The 14,729-nt window shown below is 68.4% G+C and carries 14 protein-coding genes; 9 read left to right on the forward strand and 5 right to left on the reverse strand.

Annotated elements, in window-relative coordinates; translation table 11 throughout:
• Positions 1 to 6 precede the first annotated feature (6 nt).
• Positions 7 to 303 carry a DUF5629 family protein gene (locus A7D27_RS09295; RefSeq protein WP_069561468.1) on the forward strand — a complete coding sequence of 99 codons (297 nt, stop codon included), beginning with the start codon at positions 7 to 9 and terminating at the stop codon, positions 301 to 303.
• Between the two features lie 6 nt (positions 304 to 309).
• Here A7D27_RS09295 and A7D27_RS09300 read toward each other — a convergent pair whose 3' ends face one another.
• Complete coding sequence (locus A7D27_RS09300) at positions 310 to 900, reverse strand: XRE family transcriptional regulator (RefSeq protein ID WP_083265572.1); 591 nt, start codon at positions 898 to 900, stop codon at positions 310 to 312.
• A 60-nt stretch (positions 901 to 960) separates the two neighbouring features.
• Here A7D27_RS09300 and rhtA point away from each other — a divergent pair, with 60 nt between their 5' ends.
• The 6 genes from rhtA to A7D27_RS09330 all read left to right on the forward strand — a co-directional run bounded on the left by rhtA (position 961) and on the right by A7D27_RS09330 (position 9,935).
• Entirely contained in the window at positions 961 to 1,851 is an 891-nt protein-coding gene (gene rhtA, locus A7D27_RS09305; protein WP_069561470.1) for a threonine/homoserine exporter RhtA, read from the forward strand.
• A gap of 74 nt (positions 1,852 to 1,925) precedes the next feature.
• On the forward strand, positions 1,926 to 2,867 hold the full coding sequence (gene epsC, locus A7D27_RS09310) for a serine O-acetyltransferase EpsC (RefSeq protein WP_069561471.1): 942 nt from the start codon (positions 1,926 to 1,928) through the stop codon (positions 2,865 to 2,867).
• Positions 2,868 to 3,229: 362 nt separating this feature from the next.
• Entirely contained in the window at positions 3,230 to 4,723 is a 1,494-nt protein-coding gene (locus A7D27_RS09315) for a sensor domain-containing diguanylate cyclase (RefSeq protein ID WP_240921160.1), read from the forward strand.
• A 93-nt stretch (positions 4,724 to 4,816) separates the two neighbouring features.
• Positions 4,817 to 5,443, forward strand: a complete 627-nt coding sequence (gene imuA, locus A7D27_RS09320; RefSeq protein ID WP_069561472.1) for a translesion DNA synthesis-associated protein ImuA — start codon at positions 4,817 to 4,819, stop codon at positions 5,441 to 5,443.
• 2 nt (positions 5,444 to 5,445) lie between these two features.
• Entirely contained in the window at positions 5,446 to 6,858 is a 1,413-nt protein-coding gene (locus tag A7D27_RS09325; protein ID WP_069561473.1) for a DNA polymerase Y family protein, read from the forward strand.
• On the forward strand, positions 6,855 to 9,935 hold the full coding sequence (locus A7D27_RS09330) for an error-prone DNA polymerase (protein WP_069561474.1): 3,081 nt from the start codon (positions 6,855 to 6,857) through the stop codon (positions 9,933 to 9,935). Before A7D27_RS09325 ends, A7D27_RS09330 begins: the two co-directional genes overlap by 4 nt.
• Positions 9,936 to 9,985: 50 nt before the next feature.
• Here A7D27_RS09330 and A7D27_RS09335 read toward each other — a convergent pair whose 3' ends face one another.
• Genes A7D27_RS09335 through A7D27_RS09345 form a run of 3 tightly spaced genes read right to left on the reverse strand, consistent with a single transcriptional unit; the run spans position 9,986 to position 11,708 of the window.
• Positions 9,986 to 10,654, reverse strand: a complete 669-nt coding sequence (locus tag A7D27_RS09335) for a DUF799 domain-containing protein (RefSeq protein WP_069561475.1) — start codon at positions 10,652 to 10,654, stop codon at positions 9,986 to 9,988.
• Positions 10,651 to 10,998 carry a DUF4810 domain-containing protein gene (locus A7D27_RS09340; protein WP_069561502.1) on the reverse strand — a complete coding sequence of 116 codons (348 nt, stop codon included), beginning with the start codon at positions 10,996 to 10,998 and terminating at the stop codon, positions 10,651 to 10,653. The genes A7D27_RS09335 and A7D27_RS09340 overlap by 4 nt, the downstream gene beginning before the upstream one ends.
• Before the next feature lie 26 nt (positions 10,999 to 11,024).
• Positions 11,025 to 11,708: a CsgG/HfaB family protein gene (locus tag A7D27_RS09345; protein WP_044404206.1), complete on the reverse strand. Its 684-nt coding sequence runs from the start codon at positions 11,706 to 11,708 to the stop codon at positions 11,025 to 11,027.
• A 534-nt stretch (positions 11,709 to 12,242) separates the two neighbouring features.
• Between A7D27_RS09345 and dusA the strand changes: the two genes are divergently transcribed.
• A complete protein-coding gene (dusA, locus tag A7D27_RS09350) occupies positions 12,243 to 13,247 on the forward strand; it encodes a tRNA dihydrouridine(20/20a) synthase DusA (RefSeq protein WP_069564700.1) in 1,005 nt (334 codons plus the stop codon).
• Here dusA and A7D27_RS09355 read toward each other — a convergent pair.
• On the reverse strand, positions 13,217 to 13,519 hold the full coding sequence (locus tag A7D27_RS09355) for a hypothetical protein (protein ID WP_044404196.1): 303 nt from the start codon (positions 13,517 to 13,519) through the stop codon (positions 13,217 to 13,219). The genes dusA and A7D27_RS09355 overlap by 31 nt on opposite strands.
• A gap of 259 nt (positions 13,520 to 13,778) precedes the next feature.
• Between A7D27_RS09355 and tal the strand changes: the two genes are divergently transcribed.
• Positions 13,779 to 14,705 carry a transaldolase gene (tal, locus tag A7D27_RS09360; protein WP_069561477.1) on the forward strand — a complete coding sequence of 309 codons (927 nt, stop codon included), beginning with the start codon at positions 13,779 to 13,781 and terminating at the stop codon, positions 14,703 to 14,705.
• Positions 14,706 to 14,729 lie beyond the last annotated feature (24 nt).

The raw sequence follows: 14,729 nt of genomic DNA on the forward strand, positions 1-14,729 counted from the left end.
CGCACCATGAGCGAACCGACCACCCTCCTCGACACCCTCGACAACAGCGACATGCTGGAGATCGACGGCCTGCATGCCTGGCAATTCGACCTGGTCGACGGGGCCCTGCGCATCGAATGCATCGACGGCCGCGACCGTCGCGTCTGGCAATTCAGTGCCGAGCAGGTTCAACAGGCCCGCGCCGAAGCCGATGGCAGCTGGCGGATCGACAGCGACCAGGGCGAGCACCACCTGGTGTGCATGGAAGCATTCAGCGGCAGCAATGACGACGATGAAGAAGACGAGGCGCCCGAGCAGGCCTGAACAGGCTCAGCTCACCACGTTGCGCAGGTAGCGCAGGGGCACCGCGCCCAGGTTCGAGTAGGCATAGGGCTGGCTGCTGGCGAACACATGGAAGTCCCCGGCGCGGACTGTCACCAGCCCCTCCGGCAGTTCCAGCGTCAGCTCCCCCTCGATGACGTAGACCATCTCCCGCCAGCCCTCGGCATCCGCCTCCGAGGCGTAGCGCTCGCCCGGCTCCAGGGCCCAGGACCACAGCTCCACCTCGCGCCGCGCCGGGGCGCTGGCCAGCAGCACCGCGCGGCTGCGCGGGTTTTCGCCGACCCAGGCCACCGCTTCGATACGCGAGCGATCCGGGCGGCTCGGTGCCTGCACCAGGTCGGGAAACAGTACCCCCAGGGCCTCGGCGATGCGGTCCAGGGTCGCCAGGCTGACGTTCACGTCCCCGGCCTCGATGCCGACGATCATCCGCCGGCTCACCCCGGATTCCGAAGCGAGCGCATCCTGGCTCATGCCCAGCGCCTTGCGCAGGCGGCGAACGTTCTCGGAGACGTGTTCCAGTACGTTGGGTCGGTCCATGGGCTTGGGCAATATATTGCTCATCGAGATGAATTTGCGCATTATGTTGCACATCCTGGCGCACCACAAGCACGCGCCCTTCCCTGTCTGATCCGGAAAACCATGACCCAGTCCCGCAACCTGGCCGCGACGCTCCTGCCCGTCGGCGTGCTGATCATCGCCATGACCTCCGTGCAGAGCGGCGCGTCCCTGGCCAAGAGCCTGTTCCCCCTCATCGGCGCCGAAGGCACCACCACCCTGCGCCTGGTGTTCGCCGCGATCTTCCTGATCCTGGTGCTGCGCCCGTGGCGCGCCCGCATCAACACCGGCGCCCTGGGCAGCGTGGTGGCCTACGGCGTGGCCCTGGGCTTCATGAACCTGCTGTTCTACATGTCCCTGCGCACGGTGCCCCTGGGCGTGGCGGTGGCGCTGGAGTTCACCGGGCCGCTGGCAGTGGCGATATTCTCCTCGCGACGCCTGCTGGACTTCGTCTGGATCGCCCTGGCGGTGGCCGGCCTGCTGCTGCTCCTGCCGGTGGGCGCCAACGCCAGCGGCATCGATCCGCTGGGCGCTGCCTATGCACTCGGCGCCGGCGTGTGCTGGGGGCTGTACATCATCTTCGGCCAGCGTGCCGGGGCCGACCACGGCATGCAGAGCGCCTGCCTGGGAGTGATCATCGCCGCCTTCGCCGCCGCGCCCTTCGGCGTGATCCATGCGGGCACCGACCTGCTCAACCTGGCTCTGATCCCCACCGCGCTGGGGGTGGCGCTGCTCTCCACCGCCATCCCCTACACCCTGGAGATGTACGCCCTGCAACGCATGCCGGCGCGGACCTTCGGCACCCTGATGAGCATCGAGCCGGCCCTGGGGGCGCTCTCCGGGCTGCTGTTCCTCGGTGAAAAGCTGACGCTGCTGCAGTGGGCCGCCATCGGCGCCATCATCCTCGCCTCGGTGGGCACCACCGCGAGCATGAAGCGCAAGGAAGAAGTGCAGGGACTGATTCCCGCCGACTGAGCGTAAACCCCTTGCCGAGCGAAGCCCTCCTGCGCAAGGCTATCGCCCTGCCTTGCGCCCCCACAGGATCGTCCATGAACAAGTTCCCCTACGTTTCCACCGGCTGCCGCCCGGTCAACTGGCAGTTGGACCAGATCGTCAGCGAGTTGCGCAGCGCCCGCGAAGAGTGGCGCAGCCGCAACGGTCGCGGCCAGGATCGCGGCGGACGCGAGCTGCCCTCGCGCACCACCATCGGCCAGATCATCGAAGCCATCAGCGGCGCGCTCTTCCCCATGCGCCTCGGCCCGGCGGACCTGCGCGAGGAAAGCGAAGACTTCTACGTCGGCCACACCCTGGACGTGGCACTCAACGCCCTGGCTGGCGAGGTGCGCCGCGAGCTGGGCTACACCGCCCGGCAGAACAGCACCAGCGCCGCCGACATCGAGTGCGAAGCCATCACCATCGTCCAGGGCTTCGCCGCCGCCCTGCCGCAACTGCGCCGCCTGCTGGACAGCGACGTACTGGCCGCCTTCCAGGGCGACCCGGCTGCTCGCAGTGTCGACGAAGTGCTGCTGTGCTACCCCGGCATCCACGCGGTCATCCACCACCGCCTGGCGCACTACTTCTACAAGAACGGCCTGCCGCTGGTGGCGCGCATCATCGCCGAGATCGCCCACTCGGCCACCGGCATCGACATCCACCCCGGCGCCACCATCGGCAAGAGCTTCTTCATCGACCACGGCACCGGCGTGGTGATCGGCGAGACGGCGATCATCGGCGAGCGTGTGCGCATCTACCAGGCGGTGACCCTGGGCGCCAAGCGCTTCCCCTCGGACGAGTCGGGCAACCTGCAGAAGGGCCAGCCCCGCCACCCCATCGTCGAGGACGACGTGGTGATCTACGCCGGCGCCACCATCCTCGGGCGCATCACCATCGGCAAAGGTTCGGTCATCGGCGGCAACGTCTGGCTGACCCGCAGCGTGCCGGCCGACAGCAACATCACCCAGGCCAGCCTGCAGAGCGACTGCGGCGCCTGACCGGTGTGCGCCGCGGCACACCACCGCGGCGCGCGTCCGGACGAACGGCCCCCGGGCAGCCGATGAATGACCGGTCACGGACACTGGCCAGTGGCCTGCATTGATCTAGCATCCATGGGACGACGGCTGTCACGTCGCTCCCGGTTGCACGGCCCGGCCCGGAAAGCCGGGCCCGCCATGGACAGGCACCCTGAAACCATGGCCACCCACCGATACAGCTCCAGAGGTCCTACGTGACACCCCCGGCGACGAGCTTCACCCCTCTGCTGCATCTGGTGCGGCAGGTTTTTCGTGTGCGTGCGGCAGCCCTGCTGAGCGCCGAGGGTCTGCTCGCCTGTGACGGATCACCCGCAGAGCAGGTCGTGGCCGCCTGCAATGGGGAGTCGCCAGGCCTGCGAGCCCTTCATCAGCAGCCCCTGCCCGGCACTGATACCCGCCTCATCCTGCTCGACGAAGCCCCCCTGGCAGACACCCTCGACACCACGGCCCTGGCCGACTTCGCCCGCCTGGCGGCCGAACTGCTCGACCAGCAGCAACGCCTGCAACGCATGCAGGACGAGACCGCCGCCCTCAAGGAAAACGAGCAGCGCCTGGCGCTGGCCGTGGCCGGTAGTGGCACCGGCATCTGGGACCGCGACGTGGTCAATGGGCGCATCCACTACTCACCGGGCTGGAAGTCCATGCTCGGCTACGCCGTCGGGGAAATCAGCGACCGCATCGAAGACAGCTACGGCCGCGTCCACCCCGATGACCTGGACTACGTGCACCGCACCATGCTCGACCACTTCGAGCAGCGCACCCCCGACTACCAGGTGGAGCATCGCCTGCAACGCAAGGACGGCAGCTACATCTGGGTCAGCAGCCGCGGCAAGGTGGTCGAACGCGACGCACAGGGCCGTGCCCTGCGGATGATCGGCACCACCACCGACATCACCGAGATGAAGCGCATGGCCCGCCGGCTGGAGCAGAACATCGAACTGCTGACGGACCTCACCAACGAGATCCCCGGCATGGTCTTCCAGTACCTGCGCCACCCCGACGGCAGGGGCGAGTACCGCTACGTCAGCGCCGGCAGCCTGGACATCTATGGCCTTTCTCCCGAGCAGGTGAAAGCAGGGCGCGAACGCATCCTCGCCCTGATCCACCCCGACGACCTGCCGGGCTACCTCAGCGCCCTGGAAACCTCCGCCATGGCCCTCACCCCCTGGCACCGGGAGTACCGCGTGTGCCTGCCCAACGGCGAAGTGGGCTGGCGCCTGGGCAACGCCCATCCCAAGCGCCTGGGCGATGGCAGCGTGCTCTGGCACGGCTTCATCACCGACATCAGCGAGCAGAAGCGCATCGAGGCCGAACTGCAGACCCTGGCCATCACCGACTTCCTCACCCAGTTGCCCAACCGCCGGCACTTCATGACCCGCCTGGAAGAACAGTTGGCCCGCCTGCAACGGCCCGGCAACTGCGGCGCGGCACTGCTGATGTTCGACCTGGACCACTTCAAGGGCATCAACGACCGCTGGGGCCACAGCGCCGGCGACGAGGCCCTGCGCCACTTCGCCGCCCTGCTCAGCGAGCAGATGCGCCGGGTCGACTTCGCCGGGCGCATGGGTGGTGAAGAGTTCGCCGTGGTGCTGCACGACGCCGATCACCACAGCGCCATGGTCTTCGCCAAGCGCCTGCAGCAGCGCCTGGAAGAGGTGCCGCTGCTGTACCAGGGCGAACGCATCCCCCTGACCGTGAGCATCGGCATCACCACCCTGGGCCCTGCCGACGTCACCGCCGCCGGCGCCCTGTCCCGCAGCGACATGGCCCTGTACCGGGCCAAGGCGGAAGGCCGCAACCGCGTCGAGGTGCACTGACGCACCACCCGTCCGGGCGCTGCACGGCAGCTTGACCGCCTTCGGGGAGTGAAATTACTGTATTTATATACAGTAATTTCTGACACACCCCCCATGTCTACCGTCGTCGCCCTCGACCGCCTGTTCAACGAACGCCGCCTCTGGCGCGGCCAGGCCACGCCCGCTGCACCTGCCAGCCGCTACCCCAGCGGGCACGCCACGCTGGACGCTGTACTGCCTGGCGGCGGCTGGCCGGAAGCGGCCCTGAGCGAGCTGCTGGTGAGCCTGCCCGGTGTCGGCGAACTGAGCCTGCTGCTGCCCACTCTTGCCCGCCTCAGCCAGGCCGGTGAGCGCATCGTGCTGGTGGGGCCACCCCACCTGCCCTACCCGCCCGCCTGGCAGGCCGCCGGGGTGGACCTGGGGCAGCTCAGCCTGGTCCAGACACAGGGCCGGGATGCCCTGTGGGCCGCCGAGCAGTGCCTGCGCTCCGGCAGCTGCGGCGCCGTGCTGACCTGGCCGGACCGGGCCGACGACCGCGCCCTGCGTCGCCTGCAGGTGGCCGCCGAAAGCGGCCAGACCCTCGCCTTCGCCTACCGCTCCCTGGGGGAAGCCCGGAACCCCTCGCCCGCCGCCCTGCGCCTGGCCATCGAAGCCAACCCGGCGCGCCTGCGGGTGATCAAGTGCCGGGGTGGCCAGCCCAGTGCCCGGCCAATCCCGCTGGATGCGCGGGTGGGGCCCTGACCGTGCGCTGGGCCTGCATCCTCTTGCCCCAGTTGGCGCTGGACGGCGTGCTGCGCGGCCGGGATGACAGCCAGGCGCCGCTGGTGCTGCTCACAGGCCCCGCCCAGCGGCGCATCCTGCAGGCGGTCAGCGAACCGGCGCGGGCCCTGGGCCTGCGCCCGGGGATGGCCCTGAGCGCCGCCCAGGCCCTGGCCTCCGGCTTCGAGCAGGCCGAGTACGACACCGAGGCCATCGAGCGCTGGCGCCTGTTCCTCGCTGCCTGGGCCTACGGCTTCAGCTCCCAGGTCAGCCTGCACTACCCACGCTGCCTGCTGCTGGAGGTGCACAGCAGCCTGGGCCTGTTCGGCCCCTGGCCACGCTTCGAGGCCCGCCTGCGAGCCGAGCTGCAAGCCCTGGGCTTTCGCCACCGCATCACCCTGGCGCCCAACCCGGCGGCTGCACGCGCCCTGGCCAACGTGCACGACGGCCTGGCCGTGGACGACCCGGCCCTGCCCTCGGCCATCGGCGCGCTGCCGCTCGCCCGCATCGGCCTGGAGCCGTCGCAGGCCACCGCCCTGGCCCGCATGGGCCTGCGCGAGGTGACACAGGTGCTGGCCCTGCCGCGCAACGAACTGGCACGGCGCTTCCCGGCCGGGGTGCTGCAGCACCTCGACACCCTGCTCGGCCGACAGCCCCAGGCGCTGGCCTTCTACCGCCCGGCGGACCGCTTCAGCACCCGCATCGAACTGAACTTCGAGGTGGAGTCCACCCAGGCCCTGCTCTTCCCCTTGCGCCGCATGACCGCCGACCTGGCTGCCTACCTGGCCAGCCGCGACCAGGGGGTGCAGCGCTTCAGCCTGTACCTGGAACACCGCACGGGCACGCCGACCCTCGTCGAGGTGGGCCTGCTGAATGCCGAACGCGAGGCGGCCCTGCTGCTGGAGTTCGCCCGCGGCCGCCTGGAGGCCCTGCAGTTGCCCGGCCCGGTCATCGCCCTGCGCCTGGACGCGGAGGACCTGCCGGCCTTCGTGCCGGACCGCTACAGCCTGTTCGACAACCGTCCCCAGCAGAGCCTCGGCTGGGAGCAACTGCGTGAACGCCTGCGCGCGCGCCTGGGCGACGACGCCGTGCAGGGCCTGATGACCCAGGCCGACCACCGCCCCGAGCGGGCCTGGCGTCCGGGCTTCGTGCCCCTGGCGCCCCCGCTGCCGGCCACGGGGCCACGCCCGGCCTGGCTGCTGGCCACGCCCCAGCCCCTGCCGGAAGGCTCGGTGCACCTGCTGGGCGGGCCCGAGCGCATCGAGTCCGGCTGGTGGGACGGCGAGGACATCCGCCGCGACTACTACCGCGTGCTGACCCACCGGGGCCAGCAGGGCTGGGCCTTTCGTCCGCTGGGTGAAACAGGCCCGCTGCAGTTGCAGGGCTGGTTCGCATGAGCGCGCCGGACTACGCCGAGCTGCACTGCCTGTCCAACTTCAGCTTCCAGCGCGGCGCCTCCAGTGCAACGGAACTCTTCGAGCGCGCCCGGCAACTGGGCTACCGCGCCCTGGCGATCACCGACGAATGCACCCTGGCCGGCGCCGTGCGGGCCTGGCAGGCCGCCAAGGCCACGGACGTGGCGCTGATCCTCGGCAGCGAGCTGCAAGGGCCCGACGGCGAGCGCCTGGTGCTGCTGGTGGAAGACATCACTGGCTACCAGGCGCTGTGCCAGTTGATCACCCGTGCCCGTCGACGCGCGCCGAAAGGCGACTACCGCCTGCTCGATGCGGACTTCGAAGTGCCCCCGGAGGGGTTGCTGGCGATCTGGTTGCCCACGCCGACCAGCCGCCCCGAGGCCGGCCAGCGCTGGCTGGCACACTTCACGGGGCGGCTGTGGCTGGGCGTCGAGCTGCACCGGGGGGCGGACGACGACGCCCGACTGCAGCGCCACCTTCACCTGGCCCGCCAACTGGCAATACCGGCGGTGGCCTGTGGCGACGTGCACATGCATGCCCGGGGCCGGCGCGCCCTGCAGGACTGCATGACCGCCATCCGCCATCACCTGCCCGTCGCCGAGGCCGGGGCACGGCTGTTCCCCAACGGGGAGCGGCACCTGCGCCGCCGCGAGGAGCTGGCCGCGCTCTACCCGCCCGAGCTGCTGGCCGAGACCTTGCGTATCGCCGAACGCTGCCGCTTCGACCTGGGCCAATTGGAGTACCACTACCCCCGTGAGCTGGTGCCGGAGGGCCATACGCCCGCTACCTGGCTGCGCCAACTGGTGGAAGACGGCGCGCGCTGGCGCTGGCCAGGCGGTGCCAGCGAGAAGGTCCGCACCCAGATCGAGCATGAGCTGGCCCTGATCACCGAATTGGGCTACGAAAGCTACTTCCTCACCGTCCACGACATCGTCCGCTTCGCCCGGGAGCAGGCCATCCTCTGCCAGGGCCGGGGCTCGGCGGCCAACTCGGTGGTGTGCTTCGTGCTCGGCATCACCGAACTGGACCCGACCCACAGCCGCCTGCTGTTCGAGCGCTTTCTCTCCCGCGAGCGCAAGGAGCCGCCGGACATCGACGTCGACTTCGAGCACGAGCGTCGGGAAGAGGTCATCCAGTACGTGTTCCGCCGCTACGGTCGCGACCGCGCCGCGCTGACCGCGGTGGTCAACACCTACCACGCTGCCGGCGCGGTGCGTGACGTGGCCAAGGCCCTCGGGCTGCCGGCCGATGCCATCAACGCCCTGGCCACCTGCTGCGGCCGCTGGAGCGACCACCTGCCCACCGAGGAGCGCCTGCGCGAGGCGGGCTTCGACCCGGGCAGCCCGCTGCTGCACCGCATCCTGGTGCTGTGCGGCGAGCTGATCGGCTTCCCCCGCCACCTGTCCCAGCATCCGGGGGGCTTCGTCATCTCCGAGCACCCGCTGCCGACGCTGGTGCCGGTGGAAAACGCCAGCATGGCCGAGCGCACGGTGATCCAGTGGGACAAGGACGACCTCGATGCCGTCGGCCTGCTCAAGGTGGACGTACTGGCCCTGGGCATGCTCAGCGCCCTGCGCCGCTGCTTCGACCTGCTGGCCGCCTACCGGGGCAAGCGCTGGACCCTGGCCAGCCTGCCCCGGGAGGACGCAGCCACCTACGCGATGATCAGCAAGGCTGACACCGTCGGGGTGTTCCAGATCGAGTCCCGCGCGCAGATGGCCATGCTGCCGCGCCTGCGGCCGCAGACCTTCTACGACCTGGTGATCCAGGTGGCCATCGTCCGCCCCGGCCCGATCCAGGGCGACATGGTCCACCCTTACCTGCGGCGGCGTAACGGCGAGGAAAAGGTGGAGTACCCCTCCAGGGAGCTGATCCCGGTCTTCGAACGGACCCTGGGGGTGCCACTGTTCCAGGAGCAGGTCATGGAGCTGGCGGTGGTAGCGGCGGAATACACCGCCGGGGAAGCGGACCAGTTGCGCCGGGCCATGGCCGCCTGGAAGCGTCATGGCGGGCTGGAGCCGCACCGCATCCGGCTGACCGAACGGATGCTGGAGAAGGGCTACACCCCCGAGTTCACCGCGCGCATCTTCGAGCAGATCAAGGGCTTCGGCAGCTATGGCTTTCCCGAGTCCCACGCGGCCAGCTTCGCCCTGCTCACCTACGCCAGTTGCTGGCTCAAGTGCCACGAGCCGGCAGCCTACGCCTGCGCCCTGGTGAACAGTTGGCCGATGGGCTTCTACAGCCCTGACCAGGTGCTGCAGGACGCGCGTCGCCACGGCATCCGCGTGCGCCCGGTGGACGTGCGCTACAGCGACTGGGATTGCAGCCTGGAGGACGAAGGCGAACCGCAGCCGGCCATCCGTCTCGGCCTGCGCCTGGTGAAAGGCTTCCGCCAGGACGACGCCGAGGCCATCGGACGGGCACGCCGGCAAGCCCCTTTCCAGGACGTGACCGACCTCTGCCTGCGCGCCCGCCTGGATGCCCGCGCCCGTGAGCGGCTGGCCGATGCCGGCGCCCTGCGGGCCCTGGCCGGGCACCGCCACCGTGCGCGCTGGGCCATTGCCGCCGTGGAGCCACAGCTGCCCCTGTTCGCCGGCCTGCCGGCTCCGATCGAAGCGCCGGTGGCCCTGCCGCGGCCCAGCGTCGGCGAGAATCTGATGGCCGACTACGCCACCCTCGGCACCACCCTGGGGCCCCACCCGCTGACGCTGCTGCGCGACGCCCTGCGTGCCCAGCGCTGCCGCAGTTCGCGGGAGCTGGCCGAGGTGGAATCGGGGCGCCCCATCAGCGTCGCGGGCCTGGTGGTCGGTCGGCAGCGCCCGCAAACCGCCAGCGGGGTGACCTTCGTCACTCTGGAAGACGAGTTCGGCATGATCAACGTGGTGGTCTGGCGCGACCTGGCCGAACACCAGCGCCAGGCCTTGCTGCGTTCGCAACTGATGCGGGTGGACGGTCACTTCGAGTGTGCGGACGGGGTGCGCCACGTGATCGCCGGGCGACTGCGGGACCTGTCCGAACTGTTGACCGGGCTGGATGTGCGCAGCCGGGACTTCCACTGAGCAGAAGCCCGGCTGGGGGGATGGCACCCCGTGAAGGGGCGCCGAACGGATCAGTCGGTGCCGTACTTCGGCGAACGCGGACCGTAGAGCAGGCCACCGTTGTAACCGGTGGAAAGCAGACGGGCACTGGTGATGCCGGCGATGGGGTAGGCGGCATCCTCGACGGAACTGTTGATGATCTGCTTGACGGCCGCCGTGACCAGCATGCCGACCAGGCCACCCCCGCTGTTGTTGTTGCCTTCCTCGCTGGAGGCACTGGCAGAACCGGTCCACAGGGTGGTGCCGGTCTTCAGGTCCACCAGGCGGGCGCTGGCGGTGACGATGGCAGCGCTGCTGAACACCATGTACTGGGTGCCGTACTGGGTGACGGTGATGTACAGCGCCGCATCGGCCCCGTAGACCTCATGCAGCTTGGCCGGCGGCAACTGGTGGATGTCACCCGGAGAGGTCAGGCCGTTCTGGCGGAAGGTCTCGTCCACCAGAGCCACCGGCAGCACGTAGTAACCGGCCTCGGCCAGCGGGTAGGTGACCTGGGACATCATGCCGTACGTGGCCTTTACGTCCGGCGACTCGTTCAGCGGCGGCAGCACCAGGATCGAGCGCGGACGGGCTTCCTTGTAGGCGGAGTAGTCGACGCTCTTCTGGGTCGAGGCACAGCCGGTGACCAGGGCGCCGAGGACGCAGCAGACCAGCAGGCGGGACAGATGGCGAAGGTTCATTGCGCACCTCCCTTGGCGTTCTTCAGCAGCATGTCCATGTAGGTGGCGGACTCGGGGAACAGCGCCTTCTCGGTCTCGAACTCACGCACCATCTGGTCATCCTTGCCGATGCTGGAATACAGCAGGCCGAGCTGGGCGTGATAACCCGGCGGTACGGCGCCGTTCTTGGCCTTGATCTTCTGCAGGTCGGCTTCCAGCGCTTCAAGCTGGGCTTCCTTGGACTCGCCCTTGAAGTACTGGTTGACCTGGGTCTGGTAGCCCTCCCACTGGTAGAGGGTCTTGGGCCCGCTGCAGCCGGCCAGCATGACGCTCGCCAGCAACAGCGCGGCGAGCGAGGTGTTCATCGGTTTCATTGCATGACGTCCTTGTTTCAGTTCTGCGGTTTCCAGGCGCCGCTGTCGACGGCCGCGACCAGCTTGTTGACGGCTTCGCGCATGGCCAGGTCGAGCACCTTGCCGTTGAGGGTGGAGTCGTAGCTGGCGGTGCCGCCGAAGCCGATCACTTCACGGTTGGACAGGGCGTATTCGCCCGCACCCTGGGTGGAATAGACGACTTCGGAGGTGGAGATGTTGACGATATTCAGCGCCACCTTGGCGTAGGCGATCTGGGTCTTGCCGCGGCCGAGAATGCCGAACAGCTGGTGGTCACCCACTTCCTTGCGGCCGAACTCGGTGACATCGCCGGTCACCACGTAGTCGGCACCCTTCAGGCGCTGAGCCTGGCCCTTGATAGCGGCTTCCTGCTGGATCTCGCTCATGTTGTCGCGGTCCAGCACGTTGAAGCGGTTGGTCTGCTGCAGGTGGGTGATGAGGATGGTCTTGGCCTGGCCACCGAGGCGGTCGACGCCATCGGAGAAGATGCCGCGCATGTAGCTGGAGCGGTTGTCGAACTTGCCGACGGCGATGGGTGCGCGCGGGCCGCTGTAGGGACGGTTGACGCTTTCGACCTGCTGCACCGCGACGGCGGTGGAGGTTTCGGTGGCGCAGCCGGACAGGCCGGCCAGGGCCATGGCCGCCAGGACCGGCAGCAGGGCACGCTTCGAGACGATGCTCATGGAGACTCTCCTTGTTTTAAAACCAAGACCTTCGCCGTCGGATGACCGAGCGAAGACCGAAAGAATGAGGGGGAGTGGCAACAACCGGCTCATCGGGCGGGACGCGCCAACGAGGGTGCGATCGATAACGGAGAAAGGCGAGAAATACGGCGACATCCGATGTCCTGCGACTGCGACAACTCCTGGATTCACCCCGCCGCCGATGGCTTGCGGGGCAAGGCCTGGGCCGGGCGCGCGGAGAATAATGGCATTTGGCCTTCACGCGCAGCACCGCCCGACGGACGGCTTGATACCACGGCTTACGGGGTGTTGTCGCGGGTGACATTGCAGACCTGTGACGAACTTGCAGGTACAACCGACAAGGCCCCATCACCGCCATTGCCAAATGACATCGAAAGCCCCCTTTCTTGGTAAACTGCCCGCCTCCCACGCCAGGCCATGACCTGAGCGACTCCCCCAACCGACACGCCCCTTCAGCACCCACTTGCCGGCCAACAGGCCCAAGTTGAAGCGGCTGCAAGCCAGATTAGCCAGATGCCTCACGCCCCTACGCCAGCAACCCCGCGCCCTTCGCTGTCTCGCCGCTTCTCCGTGGCACCGATGATGGACTGGACTGACCGGCATTGCCGTTTCTTCCTTCGCCAACTGTCCCAGCACGCGTTGCTGTACACGGAGATGGTGACCACCGGCGCGATCCTGCATGGGGATCGCGCTCGCTTCCTCCGTCATGACGAGCAGGAACATCCACTGGCCCTGCAACTGGGCGGCAGCGTGCCGGCCGACCTGGCAGCCTGCGCGCGGCTGGCGCAGGAAGCGGGTTACGACGAGGTGAACCTCAACGTCGGCTGCCCCAGCGACCGGGTGCAGAACAACATGATCGGCGCATGCCTGATGGGACACCCGGCGCTGGTGGCCGACTGCGTGAAGGCCATGCGCGATGTGGTGGAGATTCCGGTGACGGTCAAGCACCGCATCGGCATCAATGGCCGCGACAGCTACGAGGCGCTCTGCGATTTCGTCGGGCAGGTGCGGGAGGCCGGCTGCCGGAGCTTCACCGTGCATGCACGCATCGCCATCCTCGAAGGCCTTTCACCAAAGGAAAACCGTGAGATCCCGCCGCTGCGCTACGACGTGGCCGCCCAGCTGAAGCGGGATTTCCCGGACCTGGAGATCATCCTCAACGGCGGTATCAAGACCCTCGATGAGTGCGAGGCGCACCTGGCCACTTTCGATGGCGTGATGCTGGGACGCGAGGCTTACCACAACCCCTACCTGCTGGCGGCGGTGGACGGGCGCCTGTTCGGCTCGGAGGCCCAGCCGATCACCCGCGCCGCCGCGCTGGAGGCCATGCGCCCCTACATCGAACGGCACATCGCCGAGGGTGGGCAGATGCATCACATCACCCGCCACGTGCTGGGCCTGGCCCAGGGATTCCCGGGGGCAAGACGCTTCCGCCAGTTGCTCTCGGTGGACGTGCACAAGACCCAGGCACCACTGGAACTGCTCGATCAGGCCATCGACCTGCTGCGCGGCCACTGAGCCGCGTTCTGCGGGGCCAGGGCATAGCCCTTGTGCCCTTCCGGCACCACCAGGCCGCTTTCCAGCATCCGTCCCAGTACCTGGCGCACGCTGACCAGGGAGAGCGGCTCGCCGGCGGCGTTCAGCCGCTGGTGCAGCAGGCGGGTGGAAATGCCGCCGTCCTCGTTCTGCGCGTCGCAGAGTATCTCCAGCACCTTCAGGCGCGGCAGGCTGGCCTTCAGGCCGGCGTCCTGCAGCATCTGGCGCAATCGGGAATGGTCGCTGTGGGGCATGGCGAAGCTCCTTCTGGTCTGTTGCCTGTGGCGTGTCGGCACAGAGGCGGCCTTCCTGCGCCACCCCACCCGCTCAGCGGGTCCTCATCAATAAAGACGAACCAGCACGGAAAACCCGCAAGTAAATACGGAATTTTTTTCGCGGCCATGGTCTGACGAACGTGGCAGCAGTACCGCCATGAAATTCCCCTGGCCGCCCGTTGAGCCTGCCCTGGCTGCTCGGGTAAGGTCACGCAACCTGCAACGACAAGGCCTCGTCATGACTTCCAAGCTGGACCAACTGAAGCAGTTCACCACCGTGGTGGCCGACACTGGCGACCTGGATGCCATCGCCCGTCTCAAGCCGGTGGATGCCACCACCAACCCCTCGCTGCTGCTCAAGGCGGCAGCCCTGCCCCGCTACGCCGATCTGCTGGACCAGGCCGTGGCGGGCAGCGCCGGCGACCTGGGGCTGGCGTGCGACCGTTTCGGGGTGGCCGTGGGCCAGGAGATCCTCAAGGTGATTCCGGGGCGCATCTCCACCGAGGTGGACGCGCGCCTGTCCTTCGATACCGAGGCGACCCTGCGCCGCGCCGAGCGCCTGGTGGAGCTGTATGACAAGGCTGGTATCGGCCGCGAGCGCGTGCTGATCAAGATCGCCTCCACCTGGGAAGGCATCCGCGCCGCCGAGCGCCTGGAGCGCAGCGGCATCCAGACCAACTTGACCCTGCTGTTCAATTTTGCCCAGGCGGTCGCCTGCGCCGAGGCCGGGGTGTTCCTGATCTCCCCCTTCGTCGGTCGCATCTACGACTGGTACAAAAAGACCGAAGGCCGCGACTACGTGGGCGCCGAGGACCCGGGCGTACAGTCGGTCTCGCGCATCTACCGCTACTACAAGGCCCACGGCTACGAGACGGTGGTGATGGGTGCCAGCTTCCGCAACCTGGGGCAGATCGAAGCCCTGGCGGGCTGCGACCGCCTGACCATCAGCCCGGACCTGCTGCAGAAGCTGGCCGAGGATGACGGCGAGCTGGCCCGCCAACTGCGCGCTGAGGGCACGGCAGAACCGCGCCAGACGCTGGATCAGCCAACCTTCCGCTGGCAGTTCAACGAAGACGCGATGGCCACCGAGAAGCTGGCAGAGGGCATTCGCCTGTTCGCCCGCGATCAGGAAAAGCTCGAAGCCCTGCTCAAGGCACGCGCCTGAAACCAAAGCGCCTGGCTGCAACGG

It is taken from the genome of Pseudomonas sp. 1D4 (assembly GCF_001728925.1).
Lineage (GTDB): Bacteria > Pseudomonadota > Gammaproteobacteria > Pseudomonadales > Pseudomonadaceae > Metapseudomonas > Metapseudomonas otitidis.

Coding starts and splice junctions, on each gene's coding strand:
- imuA (WP_069561472.1), top strand. CDS start 4,817: ATGTCTACCGTCGTCGCCCTCGACCGCCTGTTCAACGAACGCCGCCTC.
- A7D27_RS09295 (WP_069561468.1), top strand. CDS start 7: ATGAGCGAACCGACCACCCTCCTCGACACCCTCGACAACAGCGACATG.
- epsC (WP_069561471.1), top strand. CDS start 1,926: ATGAACAAGTTCCCCTACGTTTCCACCGGCTGCCGCCCGGTCAACTGG.
- A7D27_RS09355 (WP_044404196.1), bottom strand. CDS start 13,519: ATGCCCCACAGCGACCATTCCCGATTGCGCCAGATGCTGCAGGACGCC.
- A7D27_RS09330 (WP_069561474.1), top strand. CDS start 6,855: ATGAGCGCGCCGGACTACGCCGAGCTGCACTGCCTGTCCAACTTCAGC.
- dusA (WP_069564700.1), top strand. CDS start 12,243: ATGCCTCACGCCCCTACGCCAGCAACCCCGCGCCCTTCGCTGTCTCGC.
- A7D27_RS09340 (WP_069561502.1), bottom strand. CDS start 10,998: ATGAACACCTCGCTCGCCGCGCTGTTGCTGGCGAGCGTCATGCTGGCC.
- tal (WP_069561477.1), top strand. CDS start 13,779: ATGACTTCCAAGCTGGACCAACTGAAGCAGTTCACCACCGTGGTGGCC.
- A7D27_RS09335 (WP_069561475.1), bottom strand. CDS start 10,654: ATGAACCTTCGCCATCTGTCCCGCCTGCTGGTCTGCTGCGTCCTCGGC.
- A7D27_RS09345 (WP_044404206.1), bottom strand. CDS start 11,708: ATGAGCATCGTCTCGAAGCGTGCCCTGCTGCCGGTCCTGGCGGCCATG.
- rhtA (WP_069561470.1), top strand. CDS start 961: ATGACCCAGTCCCGCAACCTGGCCGCGACGCTCCTGCCCGTCGGCGTG.
- A7D27_RS09300 (WP_083265572.1), bottom strand. CDS start 900: ATGCGCAAATTCATCTCGATGAGCAATATATTGCCCAAGCCCATGGAC.